The 26,607-nt window shown below is 33.7% G+C and carries 27 protein-coding genes; 15 read left to right on the top strand and 12 right to left on the bottom strand.

The features are described 5' to 3' along the window. The first annotated feature begins 17 nt into the window (after positions 1-17). From BC962_RS05250 to BC962_RS05275, 6 genes are all read left to right on the top strand, one after another. The gene (locus BC962_RS05250) at positions 18-503 is read left to right on the top strand and encodes a 2TM domain-containing protein (RefSeq protein ID WP_317127950.1); all 486 of its coding nucleotides are present in this window, start codon (positions 18-20) and stop codon (positions 501-503) included. 4 nt (positions 504-507) lie between these two features. Further along, the gene (locus BC962_RS05255) at positions 508-990 is read left to right on the top strand and encodes a dihydrofolate reductase (RefSeq protein ID WP_121344816.1); all 483 of its coding nucleotides are present in this window, start codon (positions 508-510) and stop codon (positions 988-990) included. Between the two features lie 181 nt (positions 991-1,171). Beyond that, entirely contained in the window at positions 1,172-1,672 is a 501-nt protein-coding gene (locus BC962_RS05260) for a pyridoxamine 5'-phosphate oxidase family protein (protein WP_121344957.1), read from the top strand. A 91-nt stretch (positions 1,673-1,763) separates the two neighbouring features. Next, positions 1,764-2,645, top strand: a complete 882-nt coding sequence (gene fabD / locus BC962_RS05265) for an ACP S-malonyltransferase (RefSeq protein WP_121344817.1) — start codon at positions 1,764-1,766, stop codon at positions 2,643-2,645. A gap of 54 nt (positions 2,646-2,699) precedes the next feature. Next, a complete protein-coding gene (locus BC962_RS05270) occupies positions 2,700-5,066 on the top strand; it encodes a hypothetical protein (RefSeq protein WP_121344818.1) in 2,367 nt (788 codons plus the stop codon). Between the two features lie 192 nt (positions 5,067-5,258). Then, the gene (locus BC962_RS05275; protein ID WP_121344819.1) at positions 5,259-7,622 is read left to right on the top strand and encodes a hypothetical protein; all 2,364 of its coding nucleotides are present in this window, start codon (positions 5,259-5,261) and stop codon (positions 7,620-7,622) included. 72 nt (positions 7,623-7,694) lie between these two features. On the opposite strand, the gene BC962_RS05280 is transcribed toward BC962_RS05275, so the two are convergent. Next, on the bottom strand, positions 7,695-8,978 hold the full coding sequence (locus BC962_RS05280) for a metal-dependent hydrolase family protein (protein WP_121344820.1): 1,284 nt from the start codon (positions 8,976-8,978) through the stop codon (positions 7,695-7,697). A 9-nt stretch (positions 8,979-8,987) separates the two neighbouring features. Beyond that, positions 8,988-10,121, bottom strand: a complete 1,134-nt coding sequence (locus BC962_RS05285; RefSeq protein ID WP_121344821.1) for a DegT/DnrJ/EryC1/StrS family aminotransferase — start codon at positions 10,119-10,121, stop codon at positions 8,988-8,990. A gap of 172 nt (positions 10,122-10,293) precedes the next feature. Between BC962_RS05285 and BC962_RS05290 the strand changes: the two genes are divergently transcribed. The 4 genes from BC962_RS05290 to BC962_RS16550 all read left to right on the top strand — a co-directional run bounded on the left by BC962_RS05290 (position 10,294) and on the right by BC962_RS16550 (position 12,416). Beyond that, positions 10,294-11,475 (top strand): 3-deoxy-D-manno-octulosonic acid transferase, encoded by a 1,182-nt coding sequence (locus tag BC962_RS05290; protein ID WP_121344958.1) that lies wholly within the window; start codon positions 10,294-10,296, stop codon positions 11,473-11,475. A 106-nt stretch (positions 11,476-11,581) separates the two neighbouring features. Continuing rightward, entirely contained in the window at positions 11,582-11,818 is a 237-nt protein-coding gene (locus BC962_RS05295) for a hypothetical protein (protein ID WP_121344822.1), read from the top strand. 96 nt (positions 11,819-11,914) lie between these two features. Then, positions 11,915-12,196, top strand: a complete 282-nt coding sequence (locus BC962_RS05300; RefSeq protein ID WP_121344823.1) for a hypothetical protein — start codon at positions 11,915-11,917, stop codon at positions 12,194-12,196. 97 nt (positions 12,197-12,293) lie between these two features. Further along, complete coding sequence (locus BC962_RS16550; protein WP_262674202.1) at positions 12,294-12,416, top strand: hypothetical protein; 123 nt, start codon at positions 12,294-12,296, stop codon at positions 12,414-12,416. A 57-nt stretch (positions 12,417-12,473) separates the two neighbouring features. Here BC962_RS16550 and BC962_RS05305 read toward each other — a convergent pair whose 3' ends face one another. Together BC962_RS05305 and BC962_RS05310 are read right to left on the bottom strand one after the other, a co-directional pair. Next, positions 12,474-13,241 (bottom strand): XRE family transcriptional regulator, encoded by a 768-nt coding sequence (locus BC962_RS05305; protein ID WP_121344959.1) that lies wholly within the window; start codon positions 13,239-13,241, stop codon positions 12,474-12,476. 117 nt (positions 13,242-13,358) lie between these two features. Beyond that, positions 13,359-13,844, bottom strand: coding sequence for a YciE/YciF ferroxidase family protein (locus BC962_RS05310; protein WP_121344824.1), 486 nt, complete (start codon positions 13,842-13,844; stop codon positions 13,359-13,361). Between the two features lie 275 nt (positions 13,845-14,119). Between BC962_RS05310 and BC962_RS05315 the strand changes: the two genes are divergently transcribed. Continuing rightward, on the top strand, positions 14,120-15,154 hold the full coding sequence (locus tag BC962_RS05315; RefSeq protein ID WP_121344825.1) for an App1 family protein: 1,035 nt from the start codon (positions 14,120-14,122) through the stop codon (positions 15,152-15,154). Between the two features lie 49 nt (positions 15,155-15,203). Here the strand turns inward: BC962_RS05315 and BC962_RS05320 are convergent, their stop codons facing one another. Further along, complete coding sequence (locus BC962_RS05320; protein ID WP_183075447.1) at positions 15,204-15,851, bottom strand: sterol desaturase family protein; 648 nt, start codon at positions 15,849-15,851, stop codon at positions 15,204-15,206. A gap of 12 nt (positions 15,852-15,863) precedes the next feature. Next, complete coding sequence (locus BC962_RS05325) at positions 15,864-16,478, bottom strand: deoxynucleoside kinase (protein WP_121344826.1); 615 nt, start codon at positions 16,476-16,478, stop codon at positions 15,864-15,866. Between the two features lie 217 nt (positions 16,479-16,695). Between BC962_RS05325 and BC962_RS05330 the strand changes: the two genes are divergently transcribed. Beyond that, positions 16,696-17,616, top strand: a complete 921-nt coding sequence (locus tag BC962_RS05330; protein WP_121344827.1) for a DUF302 domain-containing protein — start codon at positions 16,696-16,698, stop codon at positions 17,614-17,616. Between the two features lie 27 nt (positions 17,617-17,643). Here the strand turns inward: BC962_RS05330 and BC962_RS05335 are convergent, their stop codons facing one another. Further along, a complete protein-coding gene (locus BC962_RS05335; RefSeq protein WP_317127951.1) occupies positions 17,644-18,540 on the bottom strand; it encodes an AraC family transcriptional regulator in 897 nt (298 codons plus the stop codon). A 126-nt stretch (positions 18,541-18,666) separates the two neighbouring features. On the opposite strand from BC962_RS05335, the gene BC962_RS05340 reads away from it, so the two are divergent. Both BC962_RS05340 and BC962_RS05345 read left to right on the top strand, forming a co-directional pair. Then, positions 18,667-20,166: an aldehyde dehydrogenase family protein gene (locus BC962_RS05340; RefSeq protein ID WP_121344829.1), complete on the top strand. Its 1,500-nt coding sequence runs from the start codon at positions 18,667-18,669 to the stop codon at positions 20,164-20,166. Between the two features lie 13 nt (positions 20,167-20,179). Continuing rightward, positions 20,180-20,548 (top strand): DUF779 domain-containing protein, encoded by a 369-nt coding sequence (locus BC962_RS05345; RefSeq protein ID WP_121344830.1) that lies wholly within the window; start codon positions 20,180-20,182, stop codon positions 20,546-20,548. A 33-nt stretch (positions 20,549-20,581) separates the two neighbouring features. Here BC962_RS05345 and BC962_RS05350 read toward each other — a convergent pair whose 3' ends face one another. From BC962_RS05350 to BC962_RS05360, 3 genes are read right to left on the bottom strand one after another with little or no spacing between them, the layout of a single operon-like run. Next, positions 20,582-20,962 (bottom strand): DUF6122 family protein, encoded by a 381-nt coding sequence (locus BC962_RS05350; RefSeq protein ID WP_245984035.1) that lies wholly within the window; start codon positions 20,960-20,962, stop codon positions 20,582-20,584. 21 nt (positions 20,963-20,983) lie between these two features. Beyond that, a complete protein-coding gene (locus tag BC962_RS05355; protein WP_121344832.1) occupies positions 20,984-21,325 on the bottom strand; it encodes a DUF202 domain-containing protein in 342 nt (113 codons plus the stop codon). A gap of 16 nt (positions 21,326-21,341) precedes the next feature. After that, the gene (locus BC962_RS05360; RefSeq protein WP_121344833.1) at positions 21,342-24,635 is read right to left on the bottom strand and encodes an amidohydrolase family protein; all 3,294 of its coding nucleotides are present in this window, start codon (positions 24,633-24,635) and stop codon (positions 21,342-21,344) included. A gap of 71 nt (positions 24,636-24,706) precedes the next feature. Here BC962_RS05360 and BC962_RS05365 point away from each other — a divergent pair, with 71 nt between their 5' ends. Continuing rightward, positions 24,707-25,222 (top strand): DinB family protein, encoded by a 516-nt coding sequence (locus tag BC962_RS05365; protein WP_121344834.1) that lies wholly within the window; start codon positions 24,707-24,709, stop codon positions 25,220-25,222. Here the strand turns inward: BC962_RS05365 and BC962_RS05370 are convergent. Together BC962_RS05370 and BC962_RS05375 are read right to left on the bottom strand one after the other, a co-directional pair. Next, on the bottom strand, positions 25,219-25,671 hold the full coding sequence (locus tag BC962_RS05370; RefSeq protein ID WP_121344835.1) for a universal stress protein: 453 nt from the start codon (positions 25,669-25,671) through the stop codon (positions 25,219-25,221). The genes BC962_RS05365 and BC962_RS05370 overlap by 4 nt on opposite strands. Before the next feature lie 10 nt (positions 25,672-25,681). Continuing rightward, positions 25,682-26,602 carry a 2-hydroxyacid dehydrogenase gene (locus BC962_RS05375; protein WP_121344836.1) on the bottom strand — a complete coding sequence of 307 codons (921 nt, stop codon included), beginning with the start codon at positions 26,600-26,602 and terminating at the stop codon, positions 25,682-25,684. Between the last annotated feature and the right edge of the window lie 5 nt (positions 26,603-26,607).

Below are 26,607 nucleotides of genomic sequence, written 5' to 3' on the forward strand. Positions count from 1 at the left end.
ACAAAAAATCTGTAAATTTGGTAGACACTAAAGTACCTTTTATTATGTTTTCTAAAAAGAAAAACGCATCCAAACTAGATGCAGATCAACGACAATTATATGAAAATGCTCGAGCAAGAGCTCTTCAGAAAAAAAGATTGTTTCAGCATTTTGTAATCTTTTTAGTAGGTGCTGTTCTATTGATAGTTCTAAATGTAGTTATTGGCTATCAAGAAGATTTTATGCCATTAGGATACAATTGGTTCGTTTGGGCAATTTTAGCATGGTCCTTCTTCTTTTTTATTCATGTTATAAATGTTTGGGTTACCAGCAGTTTTATGGGAAAAGAATGGGAACAAAAGCAATTAGAAAAATTAGTGGCAAAACAAAAAGAGCGTATTGCTGAACTTCAGCAAAAAGTAGATCGGGATTATCCATTGCCAAAGAATCCTGAAAATACTGTTATTTTAGATAAAACCGAGCCTAAAATTATAGATCCAACTACACCAGATAAAAACTATTAGAACGATGCTAACAATTATTGCAGCTGCAGGAGAAAATAACGAACTTGGTAAGGATAATGGTTTGGTATGGCATCTGCCAGATGATTTTAGACGATTTAAAAAGCTCACAACTGGGCATCATATAATAATGGGCCGAAAAACCTTTGATACTTTCCCCCAGCCTTTACCTGATAGAACACATGTGGTTATTACCAGAAAAGATAATTTCAAAAAAGAGGGAATTGTTACAGTGCATTCTCTTGAACGTGCAGTGGAATTTAGTAAAGGGGATCCACAAGCCTTTATTATTGGAGGAGGTGAAATATACAACTTAGCAATGGATGTTGCAGATAAGATAGAACTAACAAGGGTTCATGGGACTTTTGAGGCTGATACTTACTTTCCAGAGATCGATGAAAAGAATTGGCTTCTTGAAAAGGAAGAATTTCACGAAAAAGATGAAAAGCATAAATTTTCTTTTACTTATCTAACTTATGTGAGGAGATAATTACAAATTATTCTTCTTCTATTATTGCTTTATGGGAAATGAATAGCTACATATGCTAATGTAATTCTTGATATATTATTCATTTTCACAATTCTTAACAAAATCGTATTAAGAATTGGCTTTTCCTTAATTCATTAACTTTCATTTGCTTGGTATCTTGCAAAGAAAAAAAGGAGAAAAGATGAGTACAGAAAATTTAAATAATACCGAAGCATTAAAGAAAATGAGAAAATTGGTGGAGGACATCGATTTTTGTATGATGCTTACAGACTTGGATTCTAAGCCAATAAGCGCCATTCCAATGTCTACTAAAAAAGTTGATGAAGCTGGGAATATTTGGTTTTTAAGCGGAAAAAATAGCGATCATAATTCCAATATTTCTAAGCATTCCAAAACTCAACTTATTTATAGTGATAATTCAGATATGGAATTTGTTAGTGTTTATGGCTCAGCAACCATACATTCAGATAAAGAAATTATACATGAGCTTTACAGCAAAAGTGATGATGCTTGGTTCGAGGATAAAAACGACCCGAACATCACTGCAATAAAATTCACGCCAAGTGAGGCCTATTATTGGGATACCAAGCAAAATAAATATATTGCTTTACTAAAAAAAGGTATGGCAACCATTACTGGAGATAAAGTAGATGTAGGAGAAAAAGGGAAATTGAATCTTTAATTCAGGAGATTATTTAAAAAAAAAAGACCTCTAACATATATGTTTGAGGTCTTTTTTTTTATTTCTATTTTAGCCCTATTAAAATGAAAATATGAAAGCATATATATTTCCCGGTCAGGGAGCGCAGTTTACAGGAATGGGTTTAGATCTTTATGAGAAATATCCAGAAGCTCAAGAACTTTTTGAAAGGGCAAATAAAATTTTAGGTTTTTCCATTACCGATATCATGTTTCAGGGTACTGCTGAAGATTTAAAGCAAACTAAAGTTACGCAACCTGCAATATTTTTGCATTCGGTGATCATGAGCAAGATGATGGGAAATTCATTTAAACCAGATATGGTTGCAGGACATTCTCTTGGGGAAATATCTGCTTTGGTAGCCAATGAAACCTTAGAATTTGAAGCAGCTTTAAAATTAGTCTATAAGCGTGCATTAGCAATGCAAAAAGCATGTGAAATAGAGCCTTCTACTATGGCAGCTGTTTTAGGAATGGAAGATGAGCTAGTGGAAGCTATTTGTGCAGAAATTGAAGGTACGGTAGTTGCTGCTAATTACAATTGTCCGGGACAGTTAGTAATATCTGGAGATTTAGCTGCAGTAGAAAAAACTTGCGAAGTTTTAAAAGAGAGAGGAGCAAAGCGTGCACTCATACTTCCTGTAGGTGGAGCCTTCCATTCTCCATTGATGGAACCTGCAAGAAAAGAATTAGCAGAGGCTATAGAAGCAACTACTTTTAATACTCCAAGCTGCCCAATTTATCAGAATGTTAGTACGTTCGCTGTAACAGATCCAGAGGAGATCAAGAAGAATTTAGTTTTCCAATTAACAGCTCCAGTAAAATGGACGCATTCTGTTAAAAATATGATAGCCGATGGCGCAACAGAATTTATTGAAGTAGGTCCTGGTAAAGTGTTACAAGGATTAGTGAAGAAAATTGACCGAAGTGCAGAAGTGAGTTCTGCAATTATATAAACATAACCTAACCCCCTTTTAGGCCCTACTCTAGAAAATAATTTAATTTTAAAAATGAAAAACATTTTATTAATTATTATCTCTTGCCTATCACTTTTAAATGTATCTGCCCAATATAAACCAACCACTCTTAGCGATCTAGAAGATAGTTATACCAATTATTTTAAACTGAATAGGGAATTAGTTTTTGTTCACTTAAACAAAACTTCAGTAATTAAAAAGGAGAGTTTATGGCTTTCTGCATATGTATATAATGCAGCATTAAATTGTCCGAATAGTGAAACTGTGAATCTTAATCTGGATATATTTACTGAATCTGGAAATTTTATAGAATCTAAAACAGTATTAATAGCAGGGGGGAAAGGTTCCACTTTTATCAACCTTAATAAAGATATCTATCCGGCTGGAAAATATTTGATTAAGGCTTCCACTAAATTTATGAAGAATTTTCAGGAAGATCTTTCTTTTGTGCAATCCTTTGAAATTTTAGGAGCTAGCTCTGAAAGTTTGGAGAAAAAGGAAAAAAGCTATGATCTTCAACTTTTACCAGAAGGAGGACATATTCTTGCTGAGGTTTGGAATAACATCGGTGTGAAATTAATAGACTCTAATGGAAATTCTGTTATTTTTTCCGAAGGAAAATTATTAGATCAAGATAGTAATGTTATCAGCACTTTTAAATCTAATCAATTTGGCCTATCTAAATTTAATTTCCTTCCTATAGATCAACAAGATTACCAGGTGGAAATCACGACTGTTGATGGAGAAAAATTAAAAGCTACACTGCCCAAGGCAGATCTAAAAGGTTTAAATATTGTAGGTAATAATTTGAAGGATCAATTTATCTTTAAGATAAATACAAATAACTCTTCAAAAGATCTTGTAAAAAATAAAATGTTCTATGCTGCCATCCATAAGGATGGGAATATCAAGGATTTTGCATTTCAGTTTCCTCAAGACAAATTGGAAGTGAGTTTAAAGATGAGCAAAGATTCTCTTTATTCAGGAATTAATACCCTTACTATTTTCGATGAAAATTTTAATCCGCTTTTAGAAAGATTATTTTTTAATAATGAAGATCTTAAAAGAGTTAGAGTAAATGCCCAAGTAAGTGGTCCAATTATGGATTCGGTTAAGATAAATTTAAAATCGGTAGGTGTTATTAAAAATAACTCCTTGAGTATATCTGTATTACCAGGCAATTCTAAGGCATACGATCCAAAGCACAATATTCTTTCTGCTTTTTACATAAAACCTTATATAAATGGAGATATAGATAATGGAGATTATTATTTTTCTGATGCAAATCCTCGAAAATTAGAATATGATCTAGACCTTTTATTACTAACACAAGGTTGGAGTAAATTTGAATGGTCTTCAATATATAATAAAACTCCAAAACAATTGGTTTTACCAGAAAGTGGATTTACTATTAATGGTAAAATAAATGGTCGTAATGAAAAGAAAGAAAATACCGTATTTATAAAATCTGAAGAAACTGGCTTGTTCGAGATCGTAAATGTGAGGGAAGATGACACATTTATTCTTAAGAATATTTATGTTCAGGATAGCTCTGCACTTTCATACGGTTTAATGAATAGCAGGAATAGCAAGATCTCTAAACCATCTATAAGCGCTAATATATCTCCAGATAAATCTTCTTCTAAATTAAATGTGAGATATACATTTAAAGATTCAAAAAAAGTTGTTGAGCAGGAAATGAATTTCGATAATTTTATTGTGGATACGGAAAGTCTTGATACTATAATATTAGTGGGGGAAAACAAAAAGGCCGATAAATACTTAAATGATCTTAGAGTAATAAAGCCAGAGGTCACCATTACAGAAGAAATTGCGAGTAGATTCCTTTTTATAACAGATTATATTGCTGCCCACGGTTTTAAAGTAATACAAGGTGGTTATGGCTCATTAGTAATAGCAAATAGAAGCCCATCCTCTTTATTGTCGGATGAAGATCCTATCCCTCAAATTTATTTTAACGGAATGAGATTAGGAACCGATACTTCTCCTTTAGTTTATCTTAAAACTTCTGAAGTAGAATCTATTATTATTAGCACTTCTGGAGTGGGTTACGGAATGACCGGTAATAATGGAGTAATCGAAATTACTACTCGTAAAGGTGGAGGTGCTATCTCCTCAAGAGAAACTATATTGGAAATTATAACTACCAACGGTTTTACCGTAAATAAAGAATTTTATGCTCCAAAATACACTTCCTATACAAATGAAGCATTTAAAGATTATGGGGTGATAGATTGGATCTCTGATCTCAGCCTTGAGAAAAATGGTACAGCTACTTTTAAGTTCATGAATACATTACAGTCTCAAGTTTCCTTGTTTATTGAAGGAATCAGTGTAGACGGAAATTTAATTTCTGAAGAAATAAAGATCAAGATATAGTTATCCTTAAGTTCACAAACAGAAAAAGCTCTAAATAATTTTAGGGCTTTTTCTGTTTAAATTTGTAAAATTCATATTATTTTAAGTAGTTAAATATCGAAAAATTAGAGAATAGGCATGAATGTTGTTAATATTTTAAAAGACCTAATCTGCATTTCGAGTCCCTACTATCGAGATTAAAATCATACAATTATGAAAAAAAATACTTTAGTAGCAATTTCTTTATTGCTAAATTTCAATCTTTTTGCTCAATTTAAACCAACTGCAATAACTGATCTTGAAGAAAGTTATACGAACTATTTCAAGCTTAATCGGGAATTGGTATTTCTTCATTTAAATAAAACAGAGGTAATTAAAAGTGAGAATTTATGGCTCTCTGCATATGTGTATAATGCTACTTTAAATTCTCCCAACCAGCAAACTGTTAATCTTAATTTAGAAATTTTTGATGACGCTGGGGATTTTATTGAATCTAAAACTGTATTAATTGCTGGGGGTAAGGGTGGTGGCTATCTTGATCTTAATAAAGATATTTATCCTGAAGGTAAATATTTTATAAAGGCCTCTACCCAATATATGAAGAATTTTAAGGAAGACCTTTCATTCGTACAATCCTTTGAAATTCTTGGTTCTAGTATTAAAAACGATAATGTAAAGGAAAAAAGCTTTGATCTTCAGCTTCTACCGGAAGGTGGGCATTTACTTACAGATGTTTGGAACACTATTGGTGTGAAATTGATTGATTCTAATGGAAATTCAGTGGTTTTTACTGAGGCTAAATTATTAGATTCAGAAATGAAGCTTATTAGTACTTTTAATTCCAATCAGTTTGGATTATCTAAATTCACTTTTCTACCTAGATCGAAGGGAGATTATCGTGTTGAGGTTTCCACAATAGATGGAGAAAAAGTGAGTGCAGCTTTACCAAAAGCAGAACAGAGAGGATTTAATATTATTGCTAATAATTTAGATGAGCAATTTATCTTCAAGGTAAACACCAATAAGGAATCTAAAGATCTTGTAGAGGATAAAGTGTTTTACGCCGCTATACATAAAGATGGAAACATAAAAGATTTTACATTTCAATTTCCTAAAAACAAGTTAGAAGCGAGTTTAAAAATAAGTAAGGATTCTCTTTATTCTGGAATTAATACGATTACTATCTTCGATGAAGATTTTAATCCATTATTAGAAAGATTGTTTTTTAATGATAAAAATCTTAGAAGAATTCGAGTAAATGCACAAGTAAATGGAGTTGCTTCAGATTCTGTTAGAATTAATTTAAATTCTGAAGGTCTTATTAAAAATAACTCCTTAAGTATATCAGTTTTACCAGGTACTACAAAAGCCTATAATCCAAAGCATAATATTCTCTCTGCCTTTTATTTGAAACCATATATAAATGGAGATTTAGTTAATGGCGAATACTATTTTTCCGATACAAGCTCTCGAAAACTGCAATATGATTTGGATTTATTGTTGATAACCCAAGGTTGGAGTAAATTTAATTGGACTTCTATTTATAATGATCCTCCTAAAGAATTGATGATAGCAGAAAGGGGTTTTACAATTGAAGGTGAAATAAGTGGTCGAAACGATAAGAAGGAAAATACGATGTTTGTAAAGTCTGAAGAAACTGGATTATTTGAGGTTGTAGAAGTGAATGATGATGATTCATTTATACTCAAGAATATTTATATACTGGATAGTACAGCACTTTCTTATGGCTTAATTAACGATAGAAAGGGTAGAATTACAAAGCCTTCCATCTATGCGAATATTACTCCAAACAAAACACAATCCAGTTTAGAGCTTGAAAATAAATATAAATATTTAAATACAACTATTGAGACCAGGTCTAACTTTAATGAATTCATCATTGATGCTCAAGTCTTGGACACCGTTAATTTAAAAGGTTACATACTAGAATTTGAGGTGCCAAGAGAGGCTGTTAGGGCTAATGATATATATGTTGAAGTGACGGATAAAGTATATCAACGATATATGTATGTTACAGATTATATCTCGCAACATGGTTTTATGGTATATTATAATGATTTCGGGGAGCTTTTTATTAAAAATAAAATCCCATTTTCTATGGATGCAGAATTAAATACACCCTTAATTTATTGGAATGGTTTTCCTAATGGATCACCTAGGCAATTAGAATACTTAATGATGGAGGATCTTGAGAGTATTACTATAAGTAAACTTGGAATAGGATATGGAATGCGTGCTGGGGGTGGAGTGATTAAAATAGTAACAAGAACTAAAAATCGGGTAGTAAATTCTCATGAAACTATAAGTGAAATAATTACATCCAATGGATTTGCGAAAGAAAAGAAATTTTACGCTCCAAAATATTCTTCATATTCCAATGAAACCTATAGTGACTTCGGAGTGATAGATTGGATTTCGGATTTAAGTATTGAGCAAAACGGGAATGTTAGTTTCAAAATTTCTAATACTAACCAATCTCAAATATCACTATTTATAGAAGGTATTACTGTAGATGGGAATTTGATTTCTGAAAATATTAAAATTCAAACACGATAAACGTTTAAATCTACCCACAAAAAAATCCCTCAACATATTATGCTGAGGGATTTTTTATTCTATTATAAAAATTTAAAGACTTTTATAAACTTTTCCTTCTTTCATTACAAAGCTCACGTCTTCTAATATCTTAATGTTTTTAGTTGGATCTTCTTTTACTGCAATAATATCTGCATAAAAACCTGCAGCGAGTTGTCCCGATTCGGTTTTCATATTTAAAATTTGTGCTGGAGTAATGGTTGCACTTTGTATGGCAGCCATAGCTGGCATTCCCGCTTCTACCATAAAGCCAAATTCTTTGGCATTTTGTCCATGAGGATAAACACCTGCATCTGTGCCAAAGGCAATTCCAACACCTCTCTTATATGCGTTACTGAATGTATTCTGAATTTTCGGTCCTATCTCTAAGGCTTTTGGAACAATGATCGCTGGATAATATCCTTCAATTTTGGCTTTTTCCGAAACTTCTTTTCCTGCTGTAATGGTTGGGACTAAATAGGCATTATATTCTTTCATTAAATCCATGGTTTGTTCACTCATTAAAGTCCCGTGCTCTATAGTCTTTACACCACCTTTCACTGCGCGCTGCATTCCCTCATCCCCATGGGCATGTGCTGCTACATGAAATCCATAATCTTTTGCAGTTTCTGTGATCGCCTTTATTTCTTCAATAGAAAACTGAGGATTAGAACTGGATTTGGCAACACTAAGTACGCCACCGGTAGCAGTGATCTTTATTAGATCTGCTCCATTTTTATAACGTTGTCTTACCGCTTTCTTAGCATCTTCAACCCCATTAACCACTCCTTCTTTTGGCCCTGGATCTCCCATTAATTCTCGGTTAAAACCATTAGTAGGATCTGCATGACCGCCAGTTGTAGCTAGGGATTTGCCCGCGGTAAAGATTCTTGGACCTATAACTTTTCTTTTATTTATAGCATTTCTTAAAGCTATATTCACGCCGCTCCCACCAAGGTCTCTTACTGTTGTAAACCCAGCCATGAGCGTTGCTTTTGCGAAGCTTAAGGAATTAAAAGATATGTCTGCATCGTTTAAAGTAAATGGTTCCAAATATGCTCCAGGGTTAGATTCGCTTTCCATATGCACATGCATATCTGTAAATCCAGGTAGCACAGTCATTTCTCTTAGATCTATTAAACTATCATCTTCATTTTTTGGCTGAATATATCCATCTTCCACACTTTTAATTCTTTCTCCAGAAACGATAATTGTTTTCTCAGTAAGAATTTTTCCATTTTTCGTGTCTACTATTTTTCCGCTTTGAATATAAATATCCTGAGCATTTATAGTTGAAGCAAATATAATTCCGTAAACTACCGATAATAATTTCTTCATAGATTCATTTTAATTATTTACAAATTCAATAATAGTTTTAGTAATATGATCTATTTGATCTACGTCCAACTCTGTGTGCATAGGCAAGGAGATCACTTCTTTTATTAATTGATTTGTCACTGGGAAATCTGCTTCGTTATATCTGGAATCCTTATAGGCCTTTTGATTGTGTAAAGGAATTGGATAATATACTCCACAAGGGATTCCTTGTTCATTTAAATGTTTTACCAACTCATCACGTTTTCCATTGGTGATCTTTAAAGTGTATTGATGAAAAACATGGGTGTCGCAATCTCCAGCTCTATGAGGAACAATAATGTTTTCTGCGTTACCAAATGCATCATCATACCTAAAAGCAGCTGCTTTTCTTGCCTCGTTATAGATATCTAATTTTGGTAATTTCGCTCTAAGTACTGCTGCCTGAAAACTATCTAATCTAGAATTCACTCCTACTACATCGTGATGATAGCGTTCGTACATTCCGTGATTTACAACTCCTCGTAAAGTATGTGCTAGATCGTCATCATTTGTAAAAATTGCTCCTCCGTCTCCATAGCATCCTAAATTCTTCGATGGAAAAAACGAAGTAGAACCTACATGACCAATAGTTCCTGTTTTGAAGGTTTTTCCTTCTTTAGAATGGAAATCGGCTCCAATGGCTTGGGCGTTATCTTCGATCACAAATAAGTTATGAGCTGCTGCAATCTCCATAATAGCATCCATATCGGCGGTTTGGCCAAATAAGTGGACGGGAACAATCGCTTTGGTTCTTGGAGTAATCGCTTTTTTAATCGCTTCCGGATCTATATTAAAGGTTTTTGGATCTACATCTACTAATACTGGAGTTAATTGTAATAATGCAATAACTTCTACAGTCGCTGCAAAGGTGAAATCTGCAGTAATTACTTCATCTCCGGGTTTTAAACCCAATCCCATCATCGCTATTTGCAGTGCATCTGTTCCATTTGCACAAGGAATTACATGCTTTACACCTAAATATTGTTCTAATTCTTTTTGGAAATTTTGAACTTCAGGACCATTAATAAATGCTGAAGTGTTCATTATTTCTTGAAGAGAGTTGTTAATTTGATCTTTTATGGAGTCATATTGACCTTGAAGGTCAACCATTTGTATCTTTTTCATCTAATTTTTATTGAAGTGCTACGAAAATACAAAATATAGCTCCTACCACCAATGCAATTTTTAGGAAAGAGGTATTTTAGCAATCAAATTAAAAGGCTTGCAAACACTTTATAACATACTAATATGGTTGGTTGAAAAACTGATCCCTATCTCAAAATTTTTCAGCCCTAAAATGAAATTATTTGTGGAGGGAAGGAAAAACACCTTTTCATTATTAAGATCTCAGATCCATAAGGAAGATCGGGTTATCTGGTTTCATATGGCTTCCTTAGGGGAATATGAACAAGGAGTTCCTGTAATGAAGAGAGTTAAGGAACTATTTCCTAAGCATAAAATTCTAGTGAGTTTCTACTCACCTTCTGGTTATGAAATCAAGAAAAATTCACCTCTAGCAGATCTAGTTATTTATCTCCCTTTGGATACAGCTAAGAATGCGAAATTATTTTTAGATTATGTACATCCAGAACTTACAATTTTCGTGAAATATGAGTTCTGGCCAAATATTTTAAATGAACTAAATAGAAGAAATATTCAAACTGTTTTGATATCTGGAGGATTTAGAGAAGATCAACTATTTTTTAAAATGAATAATAATTGGTTTAGAAAACCTTTAGAAGCTTTCGATTATTTCTTTGTTCAGAATGAAAAATCTAAATTACTGCTTAATTCTATTGGATTCTACAATGTTAAGGTAAGCGGAGATACAAGATTTGATAGGGTTGCCAATCAGCTTCAGCAAAACAACAAATTAGAATTTATTGAGGAGTTTATAGATGGTGAATTGTGTATTGTTGCTGGTAGTACCTGGACTGAAGATGAATCTTTTCTAAAAGAATTTATAGTGCAAAATAAGTTGAATGTGAAGATCATTATTGCCCCACATTCCATAGACCGTGATCGCATTAGGAGTTTTCAAAAAGCGATCTCAAGTCCCTCAATCCTTTATTCAGAAAAAGATGGTAAACAATTATCTGATTATGATATTATGATTATAGATACTATAGGTTTATTAACAAAGATCTATAGTTATGCAGATATAGCTTATGTGGGTGGCGCTGTTGGAACCACTGGACTTCATAATATTTTAGAACCAGCGACATTTGGAATTCCTATCATTACAGGACCGAATCTAGATAAATTCCCAGAAGCTGTTAAGTTGAAAGCGGTTAAGGGTTTATATTCGGTGAATTCAAAATTTGAGCTTATTAATATTTTTGAGAAGCTGATAAGAGATTCGGAGTTTAGGCATAAAACGGGCAATATATCTAAGCAATATATTGAGCATAATGTAGGAGCGACGAAATTGATAAGTGCTTATTTAGAAAATAATTATGTTAAAATGGAGGAAAATTAACTTTGTTTACTGAATTTTTTAAGCTTTTTATTAAAATATTCTAAAAATATAATTGCCACATTCAATTAAATAGTAATTTCGAAGATTAAATTATAATACAAAATATATGAAACGAGTAATTTATTTGACAGCTTTAATTTTAACAGGTGCTACATCGCTTATTTCATGTAGAGACACTGCTGAAAAAGAAACGGTTGTAGTAAAAGAAGTTAGAGTTGAAACCGAAAAAGCTGAGCCTGTAGAGGAACGCAAAGGAATATTAGAAAGAACAGCCCAAGAGGTAGATAAGGAAGTTAATAAAGAAGTGGATAAGAGAATTGATGAAATTGGTGATGACAATTAAAGAAATCAATTTTAGTGAAATTTAGGATTTTATCCTTTTTTATATATATTTATATAGATAATTACTTGACAAACCAATAACTATAAAATTAAACTTATGAGAAAATCAATTTTAGTATTAGCAACAGCATTTACGCTAACCGCTTTTTTTACCTCTTGTAGAGATACAAAGAAAGAAAGTGATGATATGGAAATGAGTGATGACATGGACGACATGGATGATGTTAATGATGATATGGATGATGTAGGTAACGACTTGGAAGACGCAGCTAATGATACTGGTGATGCTATTGAAAATGCAGCCAATGAAACAGGAGATGCAGTAAAAAAAGCAGCTAACGAAGTTGAAGCTGAGGTTGAAGGAACAGATGATATGTAGTTTTTAGCTATAACAGCTATAAATATCATTTTAAAAATTTAGCAACAATCTGATTAGAGATAGTCAGGTATTTACAACAACCACTAAACCTTAAATTATGAAAAAAATCATTTTTTTACTAGCTTTAACTTTTACTTCTAGTATCGTGTTAACCTCTTGCCGAGAAGAAAAATCTGGTGTTGAGAAAGTAGCTGATGATGTTGAAGATGCTGTAGATTAGCATTAAAAAAATCAACTAATATATTTTAAAATCCATCTCTAACCAAGATGGATTTTTTTAGTGCTTAAAAGTTTTAAATTCACTCTTTAATTCTTCCATCGATTCTTGTAATTGCCTAAGAAGACCACTTTCTGAGGTGGCATCTATGCTAAATGTAAGTTTGCTGTTCACTTGCCACAATTCTTGAATATCACTTATTTTAACTTCTACAGGTGCATATTCTTCATTTATTGAAATAAGTACAACTTTAAAAGGGTCGTCTAGTTTTTTAATCTTTTTCACAAGAACTGAATCATAAAGAACTACTACATATATCTTATTACTACTAATTTCTGTTATGGATGGAATGCCTTTTCCTAAAACCCATTCTCCAGGTCTTAAGTTTGGCATCATACTATCTCCTTCTACTTGAAAACCTCTATAGGAAGCATTTCTATATTCGGGTAAAGGAATATCAAAAGCAGGTAATTGTTGGTACCACTCTACATCCTGAACGTTATGAGGATAACCGGCAGCAGCCTTTTGATTAACTAAAATTATATTTTCTTCCTCGCCACTGTTAACGGTGATCACTTTTGGACTAACATCCCCTTTGTTTATTTGTAAGAATTTTTGTGCACTATCACCAAATAACCATAAAGGATTCACTCCAAATTGACTTAGTAATTCAGCAACCACTTTTCCTGAAAGTTTAGTGCGCCCGCGCTCAATATCGGCAGTGGAATTTTTAATCCCTAAGAGTTCTGCAAATTCACTTTGAGTGTAATTATGATCGTCGCGAATTTCTTTAAAACGTTTTATTTCAAGTGTTATATCTGTACCCATAACCAAATATAACATTTTTTGGAATAAATCCATTTTGATATTGGAATATTTCCTAAACAAAAAACTCTCCATGATATTTTCATAGAGAGCTTTTTACAAAATAAAACTTTTTATTTATTACACCTTCGCTTTTTTATTTAGACGCTTTTCTGCAAGATCATCTAATTTCTGGTCTGCCGAGTATTCTTCGTCCAATGTTTTCTGAAGCTTTTTTGCAATGCTGTCATGGCCTAATTCTTTCGCAAAACGAACTGCAGTTCCATAACCAGAGATCTCGTAATGTTCTACACGTTGAGCTTCGGCAATTAACCCAGCATCTTTAACTTCTGGATCTGCCTTTTCATCAATCATAGATTGAGCCTCCTTAATCAAACCTTCCATTGCCTTACATTTTTCTCCTGTAGGTTTAATAGAAAGTTCTTTGCAGATCTCTTCAATGCGTTGTTTATGAGTTTTCGTTTCCTCCAAATGACCTTCAAAAGCTTTTTTTAATTGTGAATCGTGAGAAGCTTTTACCATTTTTGGTAAGGCAGTAATTAATTGATCTTCTGCGCTGTATAGATCTTTCAACTGATGTTCAAATAATTCTTCTAGATTTTTCATAATAATATATTTTAATGGTTATAGAAACTAATTTAAAAAGTAAGGGATTGTCTTTTAGTTAAATACTTGATAATTAAAATCTAATTTTAGTGAACAAAGTGTTAAGTTATAAAGATGAGAGAGTAGTTATAATGAAGATTATATGTGTTGCGATATTTAACCCAAATCTCCATAGATGCTCTTAAAGTTTAACTAAAATCTTCTACAATTACATTACAAATATTTGAATATTGGTAAATTACCTTTCTATTAAGATCTAGAACTAAATTGAAGGAATGCTTAGAAGAATAAAAAGATTATTTAGTAATAAGAAAATTGAAAATGTTTTAATTACACCCTATAGAAGCTACGGTACTAGGAACCATCTTTATCTTTTGGGAAGAGCCTTAGATGATATTCCTCTGGAAATTGTACAAGATCATTCTTTTTTTAATACCCTTAAAACTACCTATAAACAATTTGATAGCTTTGAAATTCCTCACGCGAAAATAGAATTAAATATTCCAGATTTTCTAGACCTTAAAACTGAAGCAGATAGTGAGGGCTATTTTCTTTTTGAACAAACTTTCGAAAAAGATCTATCAACAATAGCCAATGAAGAAGGTTGGGTGACAGTTAATTTATTATTTAGAAAAAGCGAAGATTCCACACCTTCAGAAGAAAGGAAGCATTTCCAAGGGGAAGTATTAATTCCAGATATTAAAGCTGAATATGGTATTATTAGCGATATAGATGATACTATTATTCATACTGGAGTTACCTCATTTTTAAAATGGAGGCTGGTTAAAAATTCTTTACTTACCAATGCATATAAAAGGATTCCATTTAAAGGTGCTGCAGAATTCTATAAGAAACTTCACCTAGGAAGAAATGCAGACAATAAGAATCCGGTTTTTTATATTAGTAATAGTCCGTGGAATTTATATCAATATTTAAAGCTATTCATGGATTATAATAAATTTCCGAAGGGACCAATGTTGCTTCGAAATTTCCGTACCCCTTTCGATAGGTCTATTAAGCCGGAGAAACCTCATAAACAAAAAGAGATTATCAATATTTTAAATACGTATCCGGAACTTAAGTTCATTTTAATTGGTGATAGCGGGGAGCATGACGCTTCCATTTATACAGATATTGCTGCACAGTATCCTAATAGAATTTTAGCAATCTATTTAAGAAGTGTAAATCATAAACGACAAATGAACAGGGTAAAGAGTATTGTAACAGAATTTGAAACCACACCTATATTGATGGTAGATAATTCTATAGATGCAGAGGAACACGCCCGGGAAATGGGGTTTATTAAGTAGAAAAATAAATCCCCACTATTCTTTTTATAGCGGGGATTTAGATATAATTTTAGTGGGTGGATTGCTGTTCTACAGGAGCCTTTCTAGGCATTGTTCTAAATATCACATCCCAAAGTGGGGAGGATACTCCAAAAGCCTTATCTGGCTCTCTATAGTGATGAATACTATGATGATGCCATAAGATCTTCAAAAAGTTATTAGGGACTTTAAATGCATGTACAGAATAGTGAACACCTAAATATGCAGTATATCCCATCAAGAATCCAGCAAGGAATCCAAAGGCATAATCTCCCATAACACTTCTATAGATCACAAAGAAAATGGTGGCCAAGATCAAACTTAAAACTGGGGGCATAGCCAATCTATCCTTATCCTTCGGAAAATCGTGATGTACACCATGCATGGTATAAACAAATTTTTCTCTTTTAGGATTAGTAACTGGCAAATGGTATAAATACCTATGCATTAAGTATTCTATAAATGTAAAAAAGAACAATCCGCCTAAGAAAAGCAAGATCATACTTGGTACTTCAAAGCCTTTTTCTACGATCCCAAAATATATTAGAATGGCAGAGATCACAGTAAAAATAATTAAAGGTGCAGCAATGTGGGTGTGCGTAAGCTTTTCTAAAATAGGATTTTTAAAAAGTTTGGCAGAGCCCTTGTGTTTCGGTCTTTTATGTTTGGTAGCCTCCATTGTCATCAAAAATTAAAATAACCCGTGTAGTTGAGCGTCAATCTTGCTAATGATATCTCCCAGATCCTCCGGATTGTCTACAAAATTTATATTATCTACATCTATAACGAGCAAGTTCCCTTTATCATATGTATGAACCCAAGCTTCGTAACGTTCATTCAGTCTACTAAGATAATCAATAGATATAGAATTTTCATATTCTCGCCCGCGTTTATGTATCTGTGAAACCAAATTTGGAATGCTGCTTCTTAGATATATTAGAAGATCAGGGCCTTCCACCACACTTTCCATTAGATCGAAAAGTGATCTGTAATTTTCGAAATCTCTATTTGGCATTAAACCCATGGCATGAAGATTAGGCGCAAAAATATGAGCATCTTCATAAATGGTTCTATCCTGAATAATCTTTTGTCCACTTTCCCTAATCTGTAGTATTTGTCTAAACCTACTATTTAGAAAATATATTTGAAGATTAAAAGACCAACGTTCCATTTTATTGTAAAAATCTTCGAGATAAGGGTTTTCTAAAACATCTTCATATTGTGGTTCCCATTTATAATGTTTTGCTAATAACTTTGTGAGGGTGGTTTTCCCAGATCCTATATTTCCTGCAATGGCTACGTGCATATATTATTATTTGTTGCTATTTATTTTTGAGGCTGATGAAAGTAATTTAAAGCTGGTAAAGATACAAGTTTTAGGATAAATATTGCTGATTCTCTAATTCTAACAAAGCATTCAATCGACATTATATTTCAACATTTTTAACATAGAGGGTTAAAGATTTATAAAGATGAAGCTACAAAAAAGCTTTTGAGCTATATTAATCGAAAATATATTAAAAATGATCAAATTTATATCGCTATTTAGTTTCCTGTTTATTTTAAATTCATGCAATGATGACGATCCAGGAGATGTTGTTCTTTCTTCTGAAGAAATTAATATCACTGGTACAAAATATTCTGAAAGCAAAAATAATTTTACTAACACCTATGCCATTTTTATAGATTCTCTGAATGCCAATAATGCTATTTCTATTGTTGCAGAAGTAGATCATGCAGCAAATGCCAGAACTACAGGTCGTGTTGTTAATCCAACGAAAATCGTATTTTTTGGAAATCCTTTGCTTGGAACTCCTTTAATGCAAAAAAATCAACTCGCGGGTTTGGATTTACCACAAAAAGTATTGTTTTTTCAAAATTCAGATAATACGGTTTATGCAATTTTCAATAGTGTTTCTTATTTGGAAACCAGACATGGTCTTCAGGGTGTTAACACTTTACCGCAGATTTCAACGGCTTTAGGGAATTTAACAAAAGCAGCTACTTCTTCAGAAATTAAACGCGCTACAGATTTATCCGTAGAATTTAAAGAAGGGATTATTACAGTTAAAAGTACTCAGGATTTTGAATCTACTTACAGCGCTTTAGAAAATGCGATTGCCTCAAATGAAAATTTAAGTATTGTTGCACAATTAGACCATCAATTAAATGCAGCTAGTGTAGGTTTAGAGTTAAGGCCAACCAAGATCATTATTTTCGGAAATCCAAATTTAGGGTCTCCATTAATGCAAAATAAACAATCTATAGGTTTAGACCTACCTCAGAAAATATTGGTTTGGGAATCTGAAGACGGAACCGTGAATATATCTTATAATGATCCATATTATCTTGCTTCCAGACATTTGATTGAAGAGAATGACGAAGTATTAGAGCAAATTTCTACAGCATTATCCAATTTGGCAGAAATCGCTACTGGGAATTAAAAGATTTAAATTAATCTGGAAATTTTATTAAGAATTAAATAAACTGCGATATTGGTTCGGGGTGATCTTTTCCAGTCTTTTAAATTGTCGGTTGAAATAACTAATATTATTAAACCCAGATTTAAATGCGATATCTGCAAATTTATAGTTGGTATTTTGTATGAGTCGTTTTGCAAATTTAATGCGTTCAGCATTTAAATAATCTATTGGCGATTCACCTAAGGTGTTTTTAAAGGTTCTATAAAAGTTAGAAGTGCTCATACAAGCTTTACTAGCAAGTTTATCTACAGAAATGTTTTCGGTAAGATGATCTCTCATGTATTTTACGATAAATGCCATTCTATTATTATCGAAAAGCGTGGTATTATCCACCAACATCAATTTGGCCTTAGTTTGCAGTAATCGTATAATTAACTCTTTTACCATAAGATCTACCAAAACATCTTTAGCTTTATTTCCACTTAAAAAGGTTTGAAAGATCCTGTTCAAAACTAATTGAACTTGTTCGTTATTATTTAAATGTATGGAGTTGGTGTCGAAATTATGTGCGTCGTTTTCAAATTCTATTCGGGTGTTTTCATTGAATAGTTCAACTGTTTCTTTTATTTTATCGGGATCTATTCCTAAGGCCAAACAGTGGGTTGGTTTTTCTATTGTTGCTAATGGGAAATCGATAAGCATTTTTTCATTGGCAGGCAAAACAACCGATTCTCCTGGATAAAATTCAAAGGGATCTTTATTCTTAAGATGCATTACTTTTTTTCCGGTAAGCATACTCGCAATAATTGGAAATCCAAATTGCAGATCTACTTTTTCAGCAGCTTGTTGAGTTTCGAATACATTAAGTTCTGCATGATCTGCACTATAAATAGTTCTATTTTCTATAAAAGTATTTAGTTTTCTGGAACTCTTGTATTTTAACAAATTTGTATTCAAGGTATTCTAAAATTATGAAATTGATAGAAATGTAATAGTCTTAAGTAGAAAAGTTCAATTTTTTATAAGTTTAAATATAGAAATTTATAATCAATAAATTTTAATAAAGACACTATGAATTATTCAAAACCAAAGTTCAAAGAAAAATACGGCAACTTTATAAATGGAAAATTTGAAGCTCCAGATGATGGGGAGTATTTCGAAAACCACTCTCCAATAGATAATAAATTATTAGCCAAATATCCTCGTTCTAAAGAAAGCGATGTGAAAAAAGCCATTGAAGCTGCTAATAATGCTAAAGATGCTTGGGGAAAAACCTCGGTTGCGGAGAGGTCTACAATCTTAAATAAGATAGCAGATGTTATTGAAGCAAATTTAAATGAATTTGCACAGATGGAAACTGCAGATAACGGTAAAGCGATAAGAGAAACGGTGAATGCAGATGTGCCACTTGCGGTAGATCACTTTAGATATTTTGCATCGGTTATTAGAGCTGAAGAAGGATCGGCATCAGAACTTAATGAGAACACGGTTTCTTTAATAATAAGAGAACCTCTAGGAGTTGTGGCACAAATAATTCCCTGGAATTTTCCACTTTTAATGCTTGCCTGGAAGGTTGCTCCCGCATTAGCATCAGGAAATTGTGTGGTTTTAAAACCTGCAGAACAAACTCCTGCATCTGCAACTTTTCTTGCTGAAAAAATAGGTGATCTTTTACCTCCCGGTGTGTTTAATGTGATCCATGGTTTTGGTCCGGAAGCTGGAAAACCTTTAGCTTCCAGTGGTAAAGTAGATAAAGTGGCTTTTACAGGAGAAACTACTACAGGTCAGTTAATTATGCAATATGCTTCAAAGAATTTGAATCCGGTTACTATGGAATTGGGAGGAAAATCTCCAAATGTCTTTTTTAGCAGTATCATGGATCATGATGATGATTTTCTTGATAAATGTATAGAAGGTGCTGTTCTATTTGCCTTCAATCAAGGGGAGGTTTGTACTGCTCCATCGAGATTATTAATTCAGGAAGACATTTATGATGCGTTTATTGAAAAAGTGATCGCCAGAACTGAAGCTATAAAAATGGGAGATCCATTCGATATGAACACCATGATGGGAGCTCAGGCTTCTAATGATCAGCATGAAAAGATTTTATCTTATATTGAAATAGGAAAAGAAGAAGGTGCAGAAGTATTAACAGGTGGTGGAGCTAAAAAATTAGATGGAGACCTTTCTAATGGATTCTATATACAGCCAACTATTTTAAAGGGACATAATAAAATGCGCGTTTTTCAGGAAGAGATCTTTGGGCCTGTGGTTGCAGTTTGTACCTTTAAAGATGAAGCCGAAGCCATTGAAATTGCCAACGACACCTTATACGGATTAGGAGCTGGAGTTTGGACCAGAGATGCGCATCAACTTTATCAAATCCCTCGTGCTATCAAAGCTGGTAGAGTATGGGTGAATTGTTATCATGATTATCCAGCACATGCGCCCTTTGGAGGTTATAAAAAATCTGGTTTTGGTCGTGAGAATCATTTAATGATGCTTAATCATTACAGACAAACCAAAAACATGTTGATCTCTTATGATAAAAAGAAACTAGGTTTCTTTTAGAAAATTGACAACTATGGAATTTAAAAGGGTGGAAATAACAGAGGAAGCTGCAGAGATAGTAGAAAAACTGAAGCAACAACACGGGGAAGTGATCTTTCACCAAAGTGGTGGATGTTGTGACGGATCCTCTCCAATGCTATTACCTAAAGAAGATTTCTATATAGACGATAATGATATTTTCTTAGGAGAAGTTTCTGGGGTTCCATTTTATATGAGCCATGATCAGTTTGAATATTGGAAACATACACATCTCACTGTAGATCTCACCAATGGGCGAGGAGCAAGTTTTTCTCTGGAGATCCCTTTAGGCAAACGTTTTATTATTAGATCTCGCTTGCTTAAGGAAGAAGAAATATCCTACCTCAACAAGAAGGAAGGATGAAAAGAAACCCTATAGCGAAAGTTGTAGGGTTTTTTAATTTTTGAAAAATTGAATCCAATTGTAAAACTCAGACTTTAAATAGCAGTCGTTACATTCTGAAAACATCCATAGACAATCAATAAAATCAGTGATCATATGAAAGAATAAGCCAATAAAGATCAATTTTAAGACTCTATTCTTAATTAAGAACATCCCAGCAAAGTAAATGAATATCGGAATTCCAGAGTGTAAAGGATGGTAGCCAATTCCACATCTATTTGGATCGAATAATGGTGTGGCAAAAATATGATCTATATCTACCAACATGGTGAGAGCTAGAATCAACCAGTTTTGATTCCAATTTTTCTTATCATACAAATATGCAATAATCCCTATAGCGAGAAAATGAAGTGAATAATGAACTACAGATTGCAATATCAGTTAAATTAATTATGGTTATAGATCGGGTTCAAACTCTTCATTTTTAGAATTATCCTTATCATCGGGCTGTAATAATTTCCGAAGTTTTCTGTTAAGATGAATATACCGGTAGATACCAATAGATATGAATACAATGCAAATGAATAAAGATAAATACCCTAGCCATTGAACATGCTCATATTCCTTGATCTGTAAAATTGCTAATCCTCCAATAAAAAGATATAATGAAGAACGAATGTAAGAGAGCAGTGTTCGCTCGTTTGCTAATTTCGTTCTCTCCAAAGCCAAATGCTCCCGAATGAGTTTTTCATCGATCATTCGGCTTTTAAATGGATTGTATAATTTAACTCTTCTCATTTATTATAGAAAACTTTTAGTTGTGAGTAGCTTGGCAAGTACAACCTGGAGCAGTAAAACTTTGGGTGCTCTCGTGCCATGGAAACGCCTGATTGTAATTATTGTTCTCCCAATAAAAATCACTTCGTTCCTTCGGATTATTTCCAATTTCATTCATGGTTGCAGATTCAAATAAACGTCCGTTAACCATAGTAAATTCTACTGTATTAGAATTATTGATATCTTCCAATGGATTTTTGCCCAAAACTATAAGATCTGCCAGTTTTCCAACTTTCAAAGATCCAATTTCGCTACCCATTCCAAGGTATTCGGCTCCATTAATTGTTGCCGCTCTTAAAGCTTCCATATTAGTCATTCCGCCCATTTGTAATAACCACAATTCCCAATGTGCTCCAAGTCCTTGTAACTGTCCGTGTGCACCTAGGTTAACCTTTACTCCTTTATCGCTCAATGCTTTTGCAGTTTCCGAAACTAGGATAGGCCCATTGTCATACTCTTCTTGTGGAAGCATCTCTCTGCGGCGAGATCTGGAATCTACAATGAAACGCGGGGTGAAGGTCAATAACTTTTCATTCTCCCAAACATTCGATTTTTCGTACCAGTAAAACTCTCCATTAATTCCTCCGTAATTCACGATTAGAGTAGGAGTATAGCCTGTGTTGCTATTTCCCCATAGAGTTAATACATCTTTATAAACCGGAGCCACAGGAATATTATGTTCAATTCCTGTATGGCCATCTATGATCATACTCATATTATGGAAAAAAGTACTTCCTCCTTCAGGAACCACATTTAGATCTAATTCTTTGGCAGCTTGCATCACTTGCTGGCGTTGCTCTCTTCTAGGCTGATTGTAACTCTTTATAGAATTTGCACCAAAGGCTTTCGTTCTTCTTAGGGCAGAGCGCGCATCCTCCAAACTGTTGATGTCTGCTTTAAAATCGCCATCGGCACCATAAATTATTATTCCTGTAGAAAATAATCTTGGTCCCACCATTTCTCCACTTTTAATCATTTCTGCCATTCCAAAAACCGTTTCGCTTAAAGCAGACGGATCATGAGAAGTGGTTACTCCAAAGGCAAGATTTGCATAAAGAGGCCAGTGTTTATTAGGGCTAATCCCATATCTAAAGGCTCCAATATGCGCATGAGCATCTACAATTCCTGGCATAATAGTTTTGCCGGTTAGATCGTAGATCTTAGTGTTTTTAGGAATCTCAATATCACTAGCGTTTCCAAGAGCAACTATTTTATTTTCATCTACCACAAGCGTTCCATTTTCAATTACATTGTCACCTTCCATGGTAATAATACGCACATTGGTAAATGCAATTTTTCCTTTTGGTACATCTGTCTTTGCTTGTAAACCTATTTTTAAACCAGTCTCAGTCATTGCTGAAATTGAATCGGGGGAAGTTTCCAGGAAGGTAAATTTTTGGTCTATCTCATTTGTGAAATATTCATCTCCCAAAGTCCAGTGAACCTTATCGCTATTGTTAGACCAGTGTAAATTGATCCCTGCATCTTTTGTGATCTGGGTTACAGGAAATGCTTTCGATTTTCCATCAAGATCTATTGGCTTCCCTGTCATTACAAAAGGCGCCACATAGGCTTTATGTAAATTTGAAAATACGATCCATTTATTATCCGGACTAGGAATCAAGCGATTTGCATATTTTGAAGTAAAATGCACACGTTCATCTTCTCCATTAAGATCTATACTTTTTAAACTTTTAGTAAGATTTCCGAACAGGTATCCTCCGGTTTGAAAAATGATCCTTGAATCATCTTTATTGAAAACAGGGAAATCTCCTTCTTTATTTATTTTTTCTGAATTCTTGCCATCTGCACTCATTAGATAAATTCCAGGTTCTTTCGTAAAAGTTTCGCCTAGATCTGTATTTCCAGATTCTTTTGTGAATACAATTTTACCTCCTGCTCTAGAAAAAGATGGGTTTCTGTAGATTCCTTTTTCTTGAGTTAATGCTGAAGGATTTCCACCTGAAAGTGAAACCTTTTTTATACTTCCTTTATTTTGATCGTCCCATGTTACATAGATAACCGACTTCCCGTCTGGAGAAAAAGAAGGGTCAAATTCAAAATCGGTGTCTTTTGTTAAACGTTGAGGTTTTCCATTTGGAAGTTCCTTTTTCCAAAGAAATCCTAATCCATGAAACACTAACGTTTTTCCATTTGGTGAAGTCACCGCATTTCGTATAGCTTTTGCGGTGAATTTTTCTGAAAACACCTTCGGACTAGAATGATGCGCTTCAGCAATTTTTATGGTGGTTTCCGCATTAAAAGGAATTTCTTTCACATCAGAAGTCTCCACATTGATGCGTTTTATCTTTCCTTCACTCCAGATCACTACTTCTTTGTTATTCGGCATCCAACTGAATCCTGGATATACTCCAAAAATAGCCCATGCCTCTTGCTGATCTTTACTTAGATTGTCATAAACCGGTCGCTCTTCACCAGTTTTTAGATCATGTACATATAAGACTGTTTTTGTTCGAACCCTTTTTATAAAAGCCAATTTGGTTCCATCTCGGGAAATCTGAGGTCGCGCAGCTCCCCCAGAACCTCCTGTAATTACAAGGGTTTCTCCTGTTTCAAAATCATATCTTTTTATCACATAGATCTGTTTGTTCGGATCTTTGTTATACTGAAAGTTACCACCAGGATACATATCCTCACTATAATACAAATACCTTCCATCTGGCGAAGTACTTGGTTCATTCACGTCTTGTTGATCGTTCTTTCTTTCGGTTAACTGAAGCCCTGCTGAACCTGCAATATGATATTGCCACATTTCTCCAGCTCCCAAGGAACGTCCTGAAGTAAAATGTTTTCTTGCGATAATTGAGTTTCCATCTGCGGTCCAAACTCCGTTATTTAATAATCTAAAATCTTCAGTGGTTAGCTGTTTTGCGTTTTCACCTTCAGCATCCATGACCCATATATTGTCTCCTCCGCCGGCATCACTGGTAAAAAGAATCTTACTTCCATCCGGACTAAATCTTGGCTGTACTTCATAAGGCATTCCAGATCTAAGAAGCTTTGCTTTTCCACCCGAAATAGGCATGCTAAATATATCTCCTAAAAGATCGAAAACTATCTTATTACCATCTGGGCTCACATCTAAATTCATCCAGGTTCCTTCATCTGTACTTAAAGGAACTTCATTGATCTTCCAATCCTTAGTGTATGGATTAGATACATCCCATTTATCTTTTTTGTCTTTTTCCTGAGAGAATAATGTAGTGGAGAGAATCACCAATGCTAGCGTGAGTAATCTTTTTTCAAACATATTTATGTATTTATAGGATAGCTAAAGATACCATTTCTTTTATTTTTACATAAACTTAAGATACTTAAACTATGAAAGAGAAAGAGCTTCCCGAATATTGGCTTAGAGGTAAAATAGAAGGTACTCCAGATCTTTTACAGCCCATTGTTCATTCTTTGCTGCAGTCTAAAATGGAACTGAAGAAATATATGATAGATTTTCCAGACAATTTGCTTTGGGAAAAGCCTTCAGGAAGGGCTTCAGTAGGGTTTCATTTGCAACATCTCTCAGGGCTTTTAGATAGATTGTTTACTTATGTGGAAGCTGAGAATTTAAGTGAAGGACAACTAACCTATTTAAAAAGGGAAGGAGTTCCGGATAGTGATATTACATCGGAAAGCTTGATTGAAGAATTCGGCCACAAAATAGAACAGGTCCTCAGAAAGCTAGAATCTATACCGGTTTCCAGCTTAACGGAATTTCGAGGGGTTGGTAGAAAACAGTTGCCATCTTCTGTAATCGGACTGCTATTTCATGCTGCAGAACATACCCAACGACATATTGGACAATTGTTGGTTACAGTAAGTGTGCTAAAATCTAAAAGTTAATTTTCGTCTATTGGAATAGTGAGCAATGGGATATTCCCATTCTTTAATAGCTCAAGTGACACACTTTCAGATAATAAATTATGTAAGAAACTATGTTTATGGTTGCCTACTATTAGTAGATCCGCATGTAGTTTTTTAGCTTCATTTAAAACAGTTTCTACTGTAGAACCTTGTATAAGCAATGCGGCAGATTCAATTTTTTTGTCAAGGAACATGTTGGTAATGTTCTGAAGTTTTTTATGTTCATCTCGCAACTCATCCGCTCTAAAATCTCGTATATATTGAGGTCCCGGTTCATATCCTACAAAATCTGGATCTGGATCTGCAACATGAACCACCCAGATCTTAGCTTCAAATTGCAAGGCTAATGCTTCGGCATAACTCATTAATTTTCCAACGGCATCGTTAAAATCTACCGCTACCATGATATTTTTAAATCCTGTACTCATAGCTGTTTTTTTAGTATTCCTTTTTCAATTCCACCACGTTTTTTAAAGGTTCTCGGTTCTTTAAATGCATATAATTTTCCATAAGCTGATGTACGACCTTTTTAGGATCTGTAACACTTGCAATATGTGGGGTAATATGAATCTTTGGATGTTTCCAAAAAGGATGTTCTTCTGGTAAAGGTTCTGTTCTAAATACATCCAGACTTGCTCCAGAAAGATGTCCTTTGTCCAGCATTTCTAATAGATCATGTTCTACCAAATGTTCCCCACGGGCAACATTTATAATATAAGCCCCTTTTGGTAATTTTTCAAATAATTCCTTATTTAGAATGCTATCTGTTTCTGAAGTTAATGGCAATAAACAGATTAATATACTGGTATCTTTCAGAAAATCATTCAAACCTTTTTCTCCGTGATACGTACTCACTCCATCAATGTGTTTTCTAGACTTAGACCAACCAGAAACTTTAAAACCATTACTGGACAAGTTTAAAGCCACAGCTTTTCCCAATACTCCAAGACCCATTACCCCAATATTTTCTTCATCTAAAGTATGATAGGGTAGTGGGCTCCATTTTTTTTCACTGTGGTGTATAGAGACATTTCTAATTTTATCTAATACTAAAGCTAACACGAAAGTGCTCATATCCTTAGTAAGTTGCTCATCTATAACACGAGTAATTAGTGCTCTTTTAGGAATTTCAGGATCGCTGATAATATGATCTACTCCCGCTCCAATTGATGCGATTACCTCTAAATTTGGATATCTGTTAAAAACACCTTTTGGATGCTTCCATGTTACTACAAAGGTGATTTCCTGGGGATCATGCACTTCCGGATATACATACAACTTAACATTAGGTTGTTGTTCTCTAATTGCGTTTACCCAGACTTGTGGATCTCTTCCTGTGCATATTAATAAAACTGACATTTTTT

Origin of the sequence: Gillisia mitskevichiae (genome assembly GCF_003634585.1) — a bacterium.
Classification (GTDB): Bacteria; Bacteroidota; Bacteroidia; order Flavobacteriales; family Flavobacteriaceae; genus Gillisia; species Gillisia mitskevichiae.